The sequence below is a fragment of the Gallintestinimicrobium propionicum genome (assembly GCF_025567525.1).
Classification (GTDB): Bacteria; Bacillota; Clostridia; order Lachnospirales; family Lachnospiraceae; genus Gallintestinimicrobium; species Gallintestinimicrobium propionicum.
In genome coordinates, this window is sequence record NZ_JAOQJY010000020.1 from 39475 (window position 1) to 53609 (window position 14135).

Here is a 14135-nt window from a genome sequence, read left to right on the forward strand (position 1 = left end):
GAGAACAACAATGGCAAGATCACTGAAAAAAGGACCGTTCGCTGATGCCAGCTTGCTGAAAAAAGTGGACGCTATGAATGCTGCTGGACAGAAACAGGTTATCAAGACCTGGTCCCGTCGTTCTACAATTTTCCCGTCCTTCGTTGGACATACAATTGCAGTTCATGACGGCCGCAAGCATGTTCCGGTATATGTAACTGAAGATATGGTTGGACACAAACTTGGCGAATTCGTAGCTACCAGAACCTACAGAGGTCATGGTAAAGACGAAAAGAAGTCCAAAGTTAGATAATTGAAAGGAGGTTTTATTCATGGCTAAAGGACATAGATCTCAAATTAAGAGAGAAAGAAATGCGAATAAAGATACAAGACCTTCTGCTAAATTATCCTACGCAAGAGTGTCTGTAACGAAAGCTTGTTTTGTACTGGATGCGATCAGAGGTAAAGATCTGGAGACAGCACTGGCTGTTGTAACCTACAATCCCAGATATGCTTCCAGCCTTGTAAAGAAACTGCTGGAATCTGCAGCAGCAAACGCAGAGAACAACAACGGCATGAAGAGAGAAAACCTTTATGTTGCTGAGTGCTATGCAAACAAGGGACCTACGATGAAGAGAGTTAGACCGAGAGCACAGGGACGGGCTTACAGAATCGAGAAGAGAATGAGCCACATCACTGTAGTGCTTGATGAGAGAAAGTAGGAGGAACGATAATGGGACAGAAGGTTAATCCTCATGGTTTAAGAGTCGGCGTAATCAAAGATTGGGATTCCAGATGGTATGCAGACGCTGAATACGCTGATTATTTAGTAGAAGACTACAACATCAGAAAATTTTTAAAGAAGAAACTGTATTCTGCAGGCGTTTCCAAGATTGAAATCGAGAGAGCGTCCGACAGAGTAAAGGTTATCCTTTATACCGCAAAGCCCGGCGTTGTAATCGGTAAGGGCGGCGCAGAAATCGAAGTAACCAAGAAAGAGCTGTCCAAGCTGACAGATAAAAAGGTTCTGGTTGACATCAAAGAAATCAAGAGACCTGACCGCGATGCACAGCTGGTTGCTGAGAACATTGCACAGCAGCTGGAGAACCGTGTTGCTTTCAGACGTGCTATGAAGTCCTGCATCGGCAGAACCATGAAAACCGGCGCAAAGGGTATCAAGACTGCTGTATCCGGTCGTCTGGGCGGCGCAGATATCGCACGTACCGAGTTCTACAGCGAAGGTACTATTCCGCTGCAGACATTAAGAGCTGACATCGATTATGGATTCGCAGAAGCAGATACAACCTACGGCAAAGTTGGCGTTAAGGTTTGGATCTACAAAGGCGAGGTACTTCCTACAAAAGGAAATAAGGAAGGGAGCGATAAATAACTATGTTAATGCCGAAGAGAGTTAAACGTCGTAAACAGTTCCGCGGCACCATGGCTGGTAAGGCTATGCGCGGCAATACAATCACATACGGTGAATATGGCCTGGTAGCACTTGAGCCCTGCTGGATCAAGTCCAACCAGATCGAAGCAGCCCGTATCGCACTGACACGTTATACAAAGCGTACCGGTCAGGTTTGGATCAAGATCTTCCCTGACAAGCCGGTTACAGCTAAGCCTGCTGAAACTCGAATGGGTTCCGGTAAGGGCGCTCTGGAGTACTGGGTTGCAGTTGTTAAGCCGGGCCGCGTAATGTTCGAAATCGCAGGCGTTCCGGAGGAAGCTGCAAAAGAGGCACTTCGTCTCGCAATGCATAAGCTTCCCTGCAAATGCAAAATTGTGTCGAAAGCTGACTTGGAAGGCGGTGTAGCAAATGAAGTCTAAAACCTATGTAGATGATTTAAAGAATAAAACAGCTGCTGATCTCGCACAGGAACTGACAGCTGCCAAGAAGGAACTTTTCAATTTAAGATTCCAGAACGCAACAAACCAGCTTGACAATACTGCTCGGATCCGCGAAGTTAGAAAGAACATCGCCAGAATCCAGACAGTGATGACACAGAAAGCCAAGGTTGCAGAGTAATATCCAGAAAGGAGTAAACGAACGTGGAACGTAATCTGAGAAAAACACGTACCGGTAAGGTCGTTAGCAATAAGATGGACAAGACAATCGTTGTTGCCATTGAAGATCATGTAAAGCATCCTCTTTACAAGAAGATCGTAAAAGAGACTTACAAGCTGAAGGCACACGATGAGAACAACGAGTGCAACATTGGTGACACCGTGAAGGTGATGGAAACAAGACCGCTGTCCAAGGACAAGAGATGGAGACTTGTTGAGATCATCGAAAGAGCGAAATAATCTACGGCAAGTAATTAAGTTGGAAGGAGAATTATTATGATTCAACAGGAAACGAGACTGAAAGTTGCCGATAACACAGGTGCCAAAGAGATTCTGTGCATCCGCGTTATGGGTGGCTCTACCAGAAGATATGCGAATGTAGGCGATATCATCGTTGCCAGCGTTAAAGATGCAACACCCGGCGGAGTTGTAAAGAAGGGCGACGTTGTAAAGGCTGTTGTAGTTCGTTCCGTAAAGGGCGTTCGTCGTAAAGACGGTTCTTACATTAAGTTTGACGAGAATGCTGCTGTAATCATCAAAGATGACAAGACCCCCAGAGGAACTCGTATCTTTGGGCCAGTAGCTCGTGAGCTTCGTGACAAGCAGTTTATGAAAATTGCTTCTCTGGCTCCGGAAGTATTATAAGGAGGTGCCTTTATGTCTACCATGAAAATTAAAAAGGGCGATACTGTAAAGGTCATCGCCGGCAAAGATAAAGACAAAGAAGGAAAAGTTGTTGCCGTAGATAAGAAGAACGGCAAGGTAACTGTTGAGAAAGTCAACATCATTACCAAGCACACAAAGCCTTCTGCAGCAAACCAGAATGGCGGAATTATCCAGAAGGAAGCTCCCATTGATGCATCTAACGTAATGTATCTTCACAATGGGAAAGCAACCCGTATCGGCTTCAAGGTAGAGGACGGCAAAAAGGTTCGTGTTGCAAAGTCCACAGGCGAAGTAATCGATAAATAATTCCGAGGAAGGAGGCTATAAGCGTGAGCAGACTGAAAGACTTATATAAAGACGAGATCGTAGATGCTATGATCAAGAAGTTCGGCTATAAAAACATTATGGAAGTTCCGAAGCTTGACAAGATCGTCATCAACATGGGTGTTGGTGAAGCAAAAGAAAATGCCAAGGTTCTGGATTCCGCAGTAAAGGATCTTGAGACAATTACTGGACAGAAGGTTGTTCTTACCAGAGCGAAAAATTCCGTTGCTAACTTCAAAATCCGTGAGGGTATGCCGATCGGATGCAAGACAACACTTCGCGGCGAGAAAATGTATGACTTCATGGATCGTCTGGTTAACCTTGCACTGCCTCGTGTCCGCGACTTCCGCGGCGTGAGCGCAGATTCCTTCGACGGCAGAGGCAACTATGCTCTGGGCGTTAAGGAACAGCTGATTTTCCCTGAAATCGAATATGATAAGGTGGAAAAGGTTAGAGGTATGGACGTCATCGTAGTTACCACAGCGAAGACAGATGAAGAGGCACGCGAGCTGCTGAGACTGTTCGGCATGCCTTTCGCGAAGTAAGAAGGAGGTAAATGTATTCATGGCTAAAACAGCAATGAAGATTAAGCAGCAGCGTACACCTAAGTTCTCTTCCAGAGAATACACACGTTGCAAGATTTGCGGCCGTCCCCATTCGGTTCTGAGAAAATACGGAATCTGCAGAATTTGCTTCCGTGAACTGGCATACAAGGGACAGATTCCTGGCGTAAAGAAAGCAAGCTGGTAAGAGCTGGTAAGAGAAGGAGGTAAATCACAATGACAATGAGCGATCCTATTGCAGATATGCTTACAAGAATCCGTAATGCAAATACTGCAAAACACGATACAGTAGATGTACCTGCGTCCAAAATGAAGCTGGCTATTGTACAGATCCTGCTGGATGAAGGCTATATTAAAAAATATGATATTCTGGATGAAGGTTCTTTCAAGACCATCCACATCACTCTGAAATACGGTGAAGATAAGAACGACAAGATCATTTCCGGTATCAAGAGAATCTCCAAACCCGGCCTGCGTGTATACGCTGGTAAGGAAGAGCTTCCCCGCGTACTGGGCGGTCTTGGTATCGCAATCATTTCCACCAACCAGGGTGTTATTACCGATAAGAAAGCAAGAGAGCTGCAGGTTGGCGGCGAAGTTCTGGCTTACATCTGGTAAAAAAATGAAGAGTAATTCTAAGATGACAAAATACGTCATCTAAGAATTACTAGGTTTCATAAGACGAAAAGAATTTCTAATACGTCATAATACGCCGCATAAGAAATTCTAAAGTTTCGTCTCCGAGAATGCTTTGCATTCTCCGGGTGGAAAAAACCAAGAGATAACTGGTAATCCTATCAATTATTCTATATTATGGAGGTACGGGCATGTCACGTATAGGAAGAATGCCAATCGCGATTCCTGCAGGCGTAACTGTAGAGGTTGCAGAAAATAATAAAGTGACTGTAAAAGGTCCCAAAGGAACACTGGAAAGAGTGCTTCCTGAAGAGATGACAATTAAACTGGAAGATGGACACGTTGTTGTTACACGTCCCAACGACTTAAAGAAAATGAAATCCCTGCATGGTCTGACCAGAACACTGATCAACAACATGGTTGTTGGTGTTACAACCGGCTACGAGAAGAAGCTGGAAGTAAACGGTGTAGGTTACAAGGCTGCTAAAGCAGGCAAGAAGCTGACATTATCCTTAGGTTATTCCCACCCCGTTGAGATGGAAGATCCCGAAGGTATCGAAACTGTACTGGACGGTCAGAACATCATCATCGTAAAGGGTATCGACAAAGAAAAGGTTGGCCAGTTTGCAGCTGAGATCAGAGACAAGAGAAGACCGGAGCCTTATAAGGGCAAGGGTATCAAGTATGCTGATGAAGTTATCAGACGCAAAGTTGGTAAGACTGGTAAGAAATAACGGATAAGGAGAGTGTAAAAATGGTTAGTAAGAAATCAAGACAGGTCGTTCGTGAGAACAAGCACAGAAGAATGCGTAACCGTTTCAGCGGCACTCCTGAGAGACCGCGTCTGGCCGTATTCAGAAGCAATAATCATATGTATGCTCAAATTATCGACGATACCGTTGGCAAGACTCTGGCAGCTGCTTCCACCCTGGAAAAGGATGTAAAGGCTGAACTGGAGAAGACCAATAACGTTGATGCTGCGGCATATCTGGGAACTGTTATCGCAAAACGCGCTCTGGAAAAGGGTATCACCGAGGTTGTATTTGACCGCGGCGGCTACATCTACCAGGGTAAAGTTGCAGCTTTAGCTGAGGCAGCCAGAGAAGCTGGCCTGACATTCTAGGAAGGAGAACACATCAGATGAGAAGAACAATTATTGATACGACAAATCTGGAGTTAACAGACAAAGTCGTTTCCATCAAACGTGTTACCAAGGTTGTAAAAGGCGGCCGCAACATGCGTTTCACAGCTTTAGTAGTAGTAGGCGATGGCAACGGACATGTAGGTGTAGGTCTGGGCAAATCCATTGAAATTCCGGAAGCAATCCGTAAGGGTAAAGAAGACGCTGCAAAGCATCTGGTATCCGTTGCTCTGGATGAGAACAATTCCGTTACACATGACTTCCTCGGCAAGTATGGTTCTTCTACCGTTCTGCTGAAGAAAGCTCCTGAAGGTACTGGTATCATCGCTGGTGGTCCTGCCCGTGTGGTTTGCGAGCTGGCTGGTATCAAGAATATCCGTACCAAGGCGCTGGGCTCCACCAACAAGCAGAATGTCGTTCTGGCAACCATTCAGGGATTAAGCCAGATCAAGACTCCTGAAGAAGTAGCAGCTAAGCGTGGTAAGTCTGTAGAAGAGATCATGGCTTAATCAAGGAGGAGACAAAAATGGCAGAGAAGAATTTAAAGATCACTTTGGTTAAGTCCCCCATCGGTGCAGTGCCGAAGCACAGAGCAACCGTAGAGGCTATGGGTCTTACCAAAATGCACAAGACTGTTATCATGCCTGATAACGCGTCTACCAGAGGCATGATCCAGAAGGTTGGATATATGCTGAAAGTAGAAGAAGCATAAAAAGAGGAGGTGTCAGGAAATGGAATTATCTAACTTACAGCCCGCAGCTGGTTCCGTACACAGCGATAATTTTAGAAGAGGCCGTGGCCATGCTTCCGGTAACGGTAAGACAGCAGGTAAGGGCCACAAGGGTCAGAAGGCACGTTCCGGTGCTCCGAGACCGGGCTTTGAAGGCGGCCAGATGCCTTTATACAGACGTATTCCTAAGAGAGGCTTCACAAACAGAAACTCTAAGGATATCGTTGCAATCAATCTGAGTGCACTTGAAGTATTTGAGAACGGTGAAACCGTAACTGTTGAGACACTGCTCGAGAAGGGTATCGTAAAGAACCCTAAGGACGGCGTTAAAATTCTTGGAAACGGAGAATTTACCAAAAAGCTCGATGTAAAAGCAAATGCATTCAGTGCATCCGCAAAGGAAAAGATCGAGGCGCTTGGTGGAACTGCAGAGGTGATGTAAATGCTTACTACCCTGAAAAATGCGTTTAAGATCAAGGAGATCCGTAAGAAGCTTCTGTTCACCTTCCTGATGCTGGTAGTCATTCGTATTGGCTGCCAGCTCCCGGTACCGGGTGTAAACAGACACTTCTTCTCCAATTGGTTCGCGGCGCAGACAGGAGATACGTTTAGCTTTTTCAATGCGTTCACCGGCGGTTCTTTCGAGAACATGTCCCTGTTCGCATTGAACATCACCCCTTACATCACATCATCGATCATTATTCAGCTTTTAACGATTGCGATCCCGAAGCTGGAAGAAATGCAGAGAGATGGGGAAGAGGGGCGTAAAAAACTGACCTCCATTACAAGATATGTGACGGTTGGTCTGGCATTGATCGAGTCTGCTGCTATGGCGATCGGTTTCGGACGCCAGGGTCTGATGGATGACTTCAATGCGCTTAACGTAATTACTGTAATTGCCGCGTTGACAGCAGGAAGTGCATTCCTGATGTGGATCGGCGAGCGTATTACGGAAAATGGTGTGGGAAACGGTATTTCTATCGTGCTGACCATCAATATTATTTCCCGTATGCCCAGCGATCTGTCCAGTCTTTATCAGCAGTTTGTAAAAGGCAAGGCAGTTGCTGTAGGAGCGCTTGCTGCAGTCATCATTCTGGCGATCATCGTCGGAATGGTAATTTTGGTTATCATTTTAAATGATGCTGTACGGAAGATTCCGGTACAGTATGCCAAAAAAGTGCAGGGCCGCAAGATGGTAGGCGGACAATCCACCTTTATTCCCTTAAAGGTAAACACCGCAGGTGTTATCCCGGTTATCTTCGCGCAGTCGATTCTGCAGATTCCGATCATCATTTCTCAGTTGACCGGATACAAAGGAACAGGTCCGTGGGCTTATATCCTGCGCGGCTTGAATTCCAGCTACTGGTGCAAGCCCAGTGAACTGGTATACTCCATCGGACTGATCGTGTATATCGTAATGGTGATCTTCTTCGCCTACTTCTATACATCGATTACCTTCAATCCGCTGGAAATTGCCGACAATATGAAAAAGCAGGGCGGTTTCATTCCGGGCATTCGTCCGGGTAAGCCTACCAGCGATTATCTGAACAAAATTCTGAATTACCTGATCTTCATCGGTGCCTGCGGTCTTACGATCGTATGTGTACTCCCTTATGTATTTAACGGAGTATTCGGTGCAAGTGTTTCCTTCGGCGGAACGAGCCTGATCATTATTGTCAGTGTACTGCTGGAAACCTTAAAGCAGATCGAATCCCAGATGATGGTTCGGAATTATAAAGGATTTTTAAATGACTAAACGGCTGTCTGCATAACAGACGGTCCGGATTCGGGCGGGGACAGGACGGCGACGTTTCTGTCCCTGTCTGCATTCTACAAAAAATACAGCGGAGGAAAGAGATCATGAAGATTATCATGTTAGGCGCGCCTGGAGCAGGCAAAGGAACTCAGGCAAAAATGATCGCAGATAAGTACGGAGTACCCCATATCTCCACCGGCGATATTTTCCGTGCAAATATTAAAAACGGCACTGAGCTGGGCATGGAAGCAAAAAAATATATGGATCAGGGGCTGCTGGTTCCGGACGAACTGACAGTTCGCATTCTGTTAGACCGTGTTGCACAGGACGACTGCAAGAATGGTTATGTTCTGGACGGTTTTCCTCGTACCATTCCTCAGGCTGAGGTTCTGGACAGCGAGCTGACGAAGCTTGGAGATCATATTGATTACGCAATCAACGTAGATGTACCGGATGAAAACATCGTAAAGAGAATGTCCGGACGCCGTGCATGCCTGACCTGCGGCGCTACCTATCATATCGAGCATGTACCTCCGAAGAAAGAGGGCATCTGTGATGTATGTGGCAGCGAACTGGTGCTTCGTGACGACGATAAGCCGGAAACCGTAAAGAACCGTCTGAACGTTTATCACGAACAGACACAGCCCCTGATTGACTTCTACACCGAAAAAGGTGTATTAAAGACTGTGGACGGTACCGTTCCGATGGAAGAGGTATTTGCTGCAATCACCGCGATTCTGGGCTGATGAGAGCGGATGTCAGCATTTTGGAGGGGAACTATGGCCGTTTCAATTAAATCTGCAAGAGAAATCGAACTGATGAGGGAGGCCGGAAAGCGCCTTGCTCATGTGCATCAGGAGCTGGAAGCGATGATTGCGCCTGGCATTTCCACCTGGGAAATTGATGCAAAGGGAGAAAAACTCATCAGAGACTGCGGATGTATCCCGAATTTTCTCCATTATAATGGATATCCTGCTTCTATCTGTGTTTCCGTCAATGACGAAGTCGTGCATGAAATCCCGAGAAAGGACCGTTATTTAAAGGAAGGCGATATTGTCAGCCTGGATGCGGGACTGATCTATAAGGGCTATCATTCCGACGCGGCGCGGACACATGCGGTCGGCAAGGTGAGCACAGAGGCACAAAAGCTGATGGATGTAACAAAGCAGAGCTTCTTTGAAGGCATCAAAATGGCAAAGGAAGGACAGCACCTGCATGATATTTCGAGAGCCATTGAGGAGTATGTTACACCCTATGGCTACGGAATTGTGCGGGATCTGGTTGGCCATGGAATCGGAACAGCGCTTCATGAAGATCCGCAGATTCCCAACTATGCACAGAAAAGAAGAGGCGTCCGCTTACAGGCGGGCATGACGCTTGCGATTGAGCCGATGATCAATGCCGGAACCTGGCAGGTACGATTCCTGCGGGATGGCTGGACGGTCGTTACAAAGGATGGCTCCTTGTCAGCGCATTACGAAAACACGATTCTGGTGACCGATGGGGAACCGGAGATCCTGACGTTGTATTAAGGAGGACACAGATGGTCGGTAAACTGGCAGTTTCCCTGGCGGGACATGATAAAGGAAGCATTTTTCTGGTGATCCGGGAGGATGGGGATGTTATCTGGCTGGCAGACGGAATCAGCCGTCTGTATCAGTCACCCAAACGGAAAAAAAGAAAACACGTTCAGCTGGTTTTAAACGGAGGGATGGACAGCAGCGAGCTGGAGGATCTTTTCCAAAACCCGGCGGACGCGGATACGAAAATCAAACGCTGCATAAAACTTTATAGTATGGAGAAAGCAAACGAACGGAGGTAAGATATGTCGAAAGCAGATGTTATTGAAATCGAAGGCACAGTAGTGGAAAAGCTGCCCAACACCATGTTTCAGGTAGAACTGGAAAACGGTCACAGAGTTCTGGCACATATCAGCGGTAAGCTGAGACAGAACTTCATCCGTATCCTTCCCGGCGACAAGGTGACACTGGAGCTGTCCCCTTACGATCTTTCCAAGGGAAGAATCATCTGGAGAGATAAATAAGAAAAATTTCAGTCCCCGGCGGCACCTTTGCCGCCGAGGATTTTTTATTTCATAGGAAAATGCGTCCTATGAAATAAAAACGCTCCGCGAGGATGCATAAGCGGTGGAATGGATTCTGCCGCTTATGCGACCCATCGCAGGCTGGTACCTTTTTATAAAAAAAGGGCAGAAAAACCCGGAAAAACTGGTGTTTTTTTGCCTCAAAATGGTTGCAAGTATTGAATTTTCATGCTACAATAGGTAACGGTCTTTTTGGAAGGAGGTCGGTCAGAACGCTTCGAAAAGGCGATCTGATCAGGATTCTTGCCGGATTCCGCGGGTGCGGAGGACGGTAGAAATGGAGGTTAAGAATGAAAGTAAGAGCATCCGTAAAACCGATTTGCGAAAAGTGCAAAGTCATCAAAAGGAAAGGTTCCATCAGAATTATCTGTGAGAACCCCAAGCACAAACAGAGACAGGGTTGAGTAGTTCTTTCTAATTTAATTAATTGGAAGAAAGCGATTTACCCCGTCGCATCTAAGACGGCTGGCAGCGGATTGTTACTAAGGTCCGCTTGAAAATAATTGAACGTAGTAGAGCACATTTATTACGGGAGATTACTTTTTGATACCGAAAAGAGACCTTTATCCAAGGGTCGGGAACGACTGTGTGAAGAAACAGAATGTGTAAAGCACATCGTTTCCGCACGGAGCAATCTGTGAGAGAGTATCGGAAAGACCGGTTTACCGGTTGGGTACATGGTACCCCAGTCAATTAGTAACTATTATTTGAAGACGCACAGGAAAGAGTTGACCTGTGCAGCTGTGCGCATTGCGCACACAGAATGGAGGAAATGTAAATGGCTCGTATTGCAGGTATTGACTTACCCAGAGAAAAACGTGTTGAGATCGGCCTGACCTACATTTACGGTATCGGCAGACCCAGCGCAACAAAGATTTTAGCTCAGGCAGGTGTTAATCCCGACACTCGCTGCAGAGACCTGACAGACGATGAGGTTAAGAAGATCAGCGAAGTGATCGACGAAACCATGACTGTTGAAGGTGATCTGAGAAGAGAGATCGCGCTGAACATCAAGAGACTGCAGGAAATCGGCTGCTACAGAGGCATCCGTCATCGTAAAGGCCTTCCGGTTCGTGGTCAGAAGACAAAGACCAACGCAAGAACAAGAAAAGGTCCTAAGAGAACTGTTGCAAACAAGAAAAAATAATTCAAACAAGGGAAAGTAGGTTAGTTTAAATGGCAAACAAGAAAGTTACCAAAAAAGTGACAAAAAAGCGTGTCAAGAAAAACGTTGAACACGGACAGGCACATATTCAGTCTTCTTTCAATAACACAATCGTTACTCTGACAGATGCTGAAGGTAATGCTTTAAGCTGGGCTTCTGCCGGCGGTCTGGGATTTAAGGGTTCAAGGAAATCTACTCCGTATGCAGCGCAGATGGCTGCAGAAACAGCTACAAAGGCAGCGTTAATCCATGGATTAAAGACCGTAGATGTTTTTGTAAAGGGACCGGGTTCAGGCCGTGAGGCTGCAATCCGTGCGCTGTCCGCATGCGGTCTGGATGTAGTCAGCATCAAGGATGTGACTCCTGTTCCGCATAACGGCTGCCGCCCGCCCAAGCGTCGTCGCGTTTAATCGACGCTTTGCAGAATCTGACCGGGAAGCTCCCGGTTTCAGATGGCTGCTGCATATTCCCATCGTTGGAATAGACACAAATCAGAAGTAGGTTGGATGAAGACACGGCAGAAGCCGTGCTGTAAACAATAATCAGGAGGATTATAAAAATGGCAGTAAATAGAGTCCCTGTTTTAAAGAGATGCAGATCCCTTGGACTGGAGCCCGCATACCTGGGTTATGATAAGAAATCTAACAGAACCGCCAGAACAGGCAAGAAGATGAGTGAGTACGGTCTGCAGCTGAGAGAGAAGCAGAAAGCAAAATTCATCTACGGCGTTCTGGAAAAGCCTTTCCGTAACTACTACAAGAAGGCAGACAGAATGAAAGGCATGACTGGTGAAAACCTGATGACCATGCTTGAGGCTAGACTGGACAGCGTTGTTTTCCGTATGGGCTTTGCAAGAACCAGAAGAGAAGCAAGACAGGTTGTTGACCACAAGCACATTCTGGTAAATGGCAAGTGCGTAAACATTCCTTCTTACCAGGTAAAGGCTGGTGACGTGATCGAAGTGAAGGAAAGCGCTAAGACCATGCAGAGATACAAGGACATCCTTGAGGTAACTGCAGGCAGACTGACTCCCGAATGGATGGATGTAGAAAAAGAAGCATTCAAGGGCACTGTTAAGCAGCTTCCTACCCGTGAAATGATCGATGTTCCGGTAGACGAGATGCTTATCGTCGAGTTGTACTCCAAATAATTAGAAGATAACTGTCCATCTCAGATTGTTCATAAAGGAGGGTATTTACAGTGTTTGATTTTGAAAGACCCAATATTGAGGTTGCCGAAATTTCCGAAGATAAGAAGTATGGCAAGTTCGTGGTGGAGCCTCTGGAAAGAGGATATGGAATTACCCTGGGCAATTCGCTGAGAAGAATCATGTTGTCTTCCTTACCCGGTGCAGCAGTTAGCCAGGTGAAAATCGAAGGCGTGCTGCACGAGTTCAGTTCCATTCCCGGCGTGAAGGAAGATGTAACTGAGATCATCATGAATATCAAGTGTCTTGCAATCAAGAACAGCAGCGAGACCAATGAGCCTAAGACCGCATACATTGAGTTTGAGGGCGAAGGCGTGGTACACGCTTCCGATATTCAGGCTGATCAGGATATCGAAATTCTGAATCCGGATCTTGTCATCGCTCATTTGAGCGGTGGCAAGGACTGCAAGCTTTACATGGAGCTGACAATCACCAAGGGCAGAGGATATGTAAGTGCTGACAAGAACAAGAGCGATGATCTTCCGATCGGTGTTATCGCTGTTGATTCCATTTACACTCCCGTTGAGAGAGTAAATATGGCAGTACAGAATACCCGTGTCGGTCAGGTGACAGACTATGATAAGCTGACCCTGGATGTTTATACGAACGGCACACTGGCTCCCGATGAGGCTGTCAGTCTGGCTGCGAAGGTACTCAGCGAGCACCTGAGCCTGTTCATCGATCTTTCGGAGAATGCCAAGACCGCAGAGGTTATGGTAGAGAAGGAAGATGACGAGAAGGAAAAGGTATTGGAGATGAGCATCGATGAGCTTGAGCTCTCTGTTCGTTCTTACAACTGCCTGAAGCGTGCTGGTATCAACACGGTTGAAGAGCTGATCAATAAGACCCCGGAAGACATGATGAAGGTTCGTAATCTGGGCCGCAAATCTCTCGAAGAAGTACAGGCAAAAATCAGCGAGCTGGGTTTCCATTTCAGACCCAGTGAGGAGTAAGGCAAATTCAGAAATGGGTTTGTGCAGCCGGTGAACACCGGTTGGCTCTAAAAGTTATATCGCATTTTATAAATGGGAAAGTTCGGTCGGCGGTAAGTCCAAAAGGCACGTCCGGTCGCAAAACATGATTGGCGTAAACAAACATTCGGTGAGTAAGACCAAAGGGCATGGCCGGATGTACCAGGATTGAAAGGAAAATAATACAATGGCAAAGTATAGAAAATTAGGCAGAACATCTGATCAGAGAAAGGCTCTGTTAAGAAGCCAGGTAACCAGCCTGCTGTACAGAGGTAAAATCGTTACCACTGAAGCTAAGGCAAAAGAAATCCGTAAGATCGCTGAGGGCATCATTGCGCTGGGCATCAAGGAGAAAGATAACTTCGATACCGTTACTGTTACTGCTAAGGTTGCCCGCAAGGACAAAGACGGCAAGAGAGTAAAAGAAGTTGTAGATGGCAAGAAGGTTACCGTTTACGATGAAGTTCAGAAGGAGATCAAGAAAGATCAGCCTTCCAGACTGCATGCAAGACGTCAGATGCTGAAAGTATTCTATCCTGTTACTGAGGTTCCTGCCGCAGCAGCTGGTAAGAAGAAAAACACCAAGAAGATCGATATGCCTGCAAAGGTATTTGATGAAATCGCTCCCAAGTACGCAGACCGTAAGGGTGGTTACACCAGAATCGTTAAGATCGGCCAGCGTAAGGGCGATGGTGCAATGGAAGTTGTACTGGAGCTGATCTAATCAGAGATTTTCAAATTAAATAATGGTATGTTTTCCAATCGGAGAGCAAATCATTCTGAAGAAATGGAGAGCCGGATAAGACGGCGGACTGAAAATGTCTGT

The 14135-nt window shown here is 46.3% G+C and carries 27 protein-coding genes; all 27 read left to right on the plus strand.

Annotated features, from left to right (window positions below; translation table 11 throughout):
- Positions 1-10: 10 nt before the first annotated feature.
- Positions 11-292 (plus strand): 30S ribosomal protein S19, encoded by a 282-nt coding sequence (gene rpsS, locus OCV62_RS13780; RefSeq protein WP_021915969.1) that lies wholly within the window; start codon positions 11-13, stop codon positions 290-292.
- A 19-nt stretch (positions 293-311) separates the two neighbouring features.
- A complete protein-coding gene (gene rplV, locus OCV62_RS13785) occupies positions 312-701 on the plus strand; it encodes a 50S ribosomal protein L22 (protein WP_021915970.1) in 390 nt (129 codons plus the stop codon).
- An 11-nt stretch (positions 702-712) separates the two neighbouring features.
- Positions 713-1369, plus strand: a complete 657-nt coding sequence (gene rpsC / locus OCV62_RS13790; protein ID WP_021915971.1) for a 30S ribosomal protein S3 — start codon at positions 713-715, stop codon at positions 1367-1369.
- A gap of 2 nt (positions 1370-1371) precedes the next feature.
- Positions 1372-1809 (plus strand): 50S ribosomal protein L16, encoded by a 438-nt coding sequence (rplP, locus tag OCV62_RS13795; RefSeq protein WP_021915972.1) that lies wholly within the window; start codon positions 1372-1374, stop codon positions 1807-1809.
- A complete protein-coding gene (gene rpmC / locus OCV62_RS13800) occupies positions 1799-2008 on the plus strand; it encodes a 50S ribosomal protein L29 (RefSeq protein ID WP_021915973.1) in 210 nt (69 codons plus the stop codon). The genes rplP and rpmC overlap by 11 nt, the downstream gene beginning before the upstream one ends.
- 23 nt (positions 2009-2031) lie before the next feature.
- On the plus strand, positions 2032-2286 hold the full coding sequence (gene rpsQ, locus OCV62_RS13805; protein WP_021915974.1) for a 30S ribosomal protein S17: 255 nt from the start codon (positions 2032-2034) through the stop codon (positions 2284-2286).
- A gap of 36 nt (positions 2287-2322) precedes the next feature.
- Positions 2323-2691, plus strand: coding sequence for a 50S ribosomal protein L14 (rplN, locus tag OCV62_RS13810; protein ID WP_021915975.1), 369 nt, complete (start codon positions 2323-2325; stop codon positions 2689-2691).
- A 12-nt stretch (positions 2692-2703) separates the two neighbouring features.
- Positions 2704-3018, plus strand: a complete 315-nt coding sequence (gene rplX, locus OCV62_RS13815) for a 50S ribosomal protein L24 (protein WP_021915976.1) — start codon at positions 2704-2706, stop codon at positions 3016-3018.
- A 23-nt stretch (positions 3019-3041) separates the two neighbouring features.
- On the plus strand, positions 3042-3581 hold the full coding sequence (gene rplE / locus OCV62_RS13820) for a 50S ribosomal protein L5 (protein WP_021915977.1): 540 nt from the start codon (positions 3042-3044) through the stop codon (positions 3579-3581).
- A gap of 19 nt (positions 3582-3600) precedes the next feature.
- Positions 3601-3786 (plus strand): type Z 30S ribosomal protein S14, encoded by a 186-nt coding sequence (locus OCV62_RS13825; RefSeq protein WP_021915978.1) that lies wholly within the window; start codon positions 3601-3603, stop codon positions 3784-3786.
- 29 nt (positions 3787-3815) lie between these two features.
- Positions 3816-4217: a 30S ribosomal protein S8 gene (gene rpsH / locus OCV62_RS13830; protein ID WP_117960409.1), complete on the plus strand. Its 402-nt coding sequence runs from the start codon at positions 3816-3818 to the stop codon at positions 4215-4217.
- A gap of 209 nt (positions 4218-4426) precedes the next feature.
- A complete protein-coding gene (rplF, locus tag OCV62_RS13835; protein ID WP_021915980.1) occupies positions 4427-4969 on the plus strand; it encodes a 50S ribosomal protein L6 in 543 nt (180 codons plus the stop codon).
- Between the two features lie 20 nt (positions 4970-4989).
- On the plus strand, positions 4990-5358 hold the full coding sequence (rplR, locus tag OCV62_RS13840; RefSeq protein WP_021915981.1) for a 50S ribosomal protein L18: 369 nt from the start codon (positions 4990-4992) through the stop codon (positions 5356-5358).
- A gap of 17 nt (positions 5359-5375) precedes the next feature.
- On the plus strand, positions 5376-5885 hold the full coding sequence (gene rpsE, locus OCV62_RS13845) for a 30S ribosomal protein S5 (protein ID WP_021915982.1): 510 nt from the start codon (positions 5376-5378) through the stop codon (positions 5883-5885).
- 17 nt (positions 5886-5902) lie between these two features.
- On the plus strand, positions 5903-6088 hold the full coding sequence (gene rpmD, locus OCV62_RS13850; protein WP_021915983.1) for a 50S ribosomal protein L30: 186 nt from the start codon (positions 5903-5905) through the stop codon (positions 6086-6088).
- Between the two features lie 19 nt (positions 6089-6107).
- On the plus strand, positions 6108-6548 hold the full coding sequence (rplO, locus tag OCV62_RS13855) for a 50S ribosomal protein L15 (RefSeq protein WP_117960407.1): 441 nt from the start codon (positions 6108-6110) through the stop codon (positions 6546-6548).
- Positions 6549-7862 carry a preprotein translocase subunit SecY gene (gene secY, locus OCV62_RS13860; protein WP_021915985.1) on the plus strand — a complete coding sequence of 438 codons (1314 nt, stop codon included), beginning with the start codon at positions 6549-6551 and terminating at the stop codon, positions 7860-7862. It begins immediately after the preceding gene.
- A gap of 104 nt (positions 7863-7966) precedes the next feature.
- Positions 7967-8608 (plus strand): adenylate kinase, encoded by a 642-nt coding sequence (locus OCV62_RS13865; protein WP_021915986.1) that lies wholly within the window; start codon positions 7967-7969, stop codon positions 8606-8608.
- A gap of 33 nt (positions 8609-8641) precedes the next feature.
- Positions 8642-9394, plus strand: coding sequence for a type I methionyl aminopeptidase (gene map, locus OCV62_RS13870; protein WP_262587354.1), 753 nt, complete (start codon positions 8642-8644; stop codon positions 9392-9394).
- An 11-nt stretch (positions 9395-9405) separates the two neighbouring features.
- Complete coding sequence (locus OCV62_RS13875) at positions 9406-9684, plus strand: KOW domain-containing RNA-binding protein (protein ID WP_021915988.1); 279 nt, start codon at positions 9406-9408, stop codon at positions 9682-9684.
- A gap of 3 nt (positions 9685-9687) precedes the next feature.
- Positions 9688-9906, plus strand: a complete 219-nt coding sequence (infA, locus tag OCV62_RS13880) for a translation initiation factor IF-1 (RefSeq protein ID WP_009256116.1) — start codon at positions 9688-9690, stop codon at positions 9904-9906.
- Between the two features lie 350 nt (positions 9907-10256).
- Positions 10257-10370: a 50S ribosomal protein L36 gene (rpmJ, locus tag OCV62_RS13885; RefSeq protein ID WP_021915989.1), complete on the plus strand. Its 114-nt coding sequence runs from the start codon at positions 10257-10259 to the stop codon at positions 10368-10370.
- Between the two features lie 374 nt (positions 10371-10744).
- Positions 10745-11113 carry a 30S ribosomal protein S13 gene (gene rpsM, locus OCV62_RS13890; protein WP_021915990.1) on the plus strand — a complete coding sequence of 123 codons (369 nt, stop codon included), beginning with the start codon at positions 10745-10747 and terminating at the stop codon, positions 11111-11113.
- 29 nt (positions 11114-11142) lie between these two features.
- Positions 11143-11541: a 30S ribosomal protein S11 gene (rpsK, locus tag OCV62_RS13895; RefSeq protein ID WP_021915991.1), complete on the plus strand. Its 399-nt coding sequence runs from the start codon at positions 11143-11145 to the stop codon at positions 11539-11541.
- Positions 11542-11690: 149 nt separating this feature from the next.
- Complete coding sequence (gene rpsD, locus OCV62_RS13900; protein WP_021915992.1) at positions 11691-12281, plus strand: 30S ribosomal protein S4; 591 nt, start codon at positions 11691-11693, stop codon at positions 12279-12281.
- A gap of 50 nt (positions 12282-12331) precedes the next feature.
- Entirely contained in the window at positions 12332-13291 is a 960-nt protein-coding gene (locus tag OCV62_RS13905; protein WP_117960405.1) for a DNA-directed RNA polymerase subunit alpha, read from the plus strand.
- 205 nt (positions 13292-13496) lie between these two features.
- Entirely contained in the window at positions 13497-14033 is a 537-nt protein-coding gene (gene rplQ, locus OCV62_RS13910) for a 50S ribosomal protein L17 (protein WP_021915994.1), read from the plus strand.
- Positions 14034-14135 lie beyond the last annotated feature (102 nt).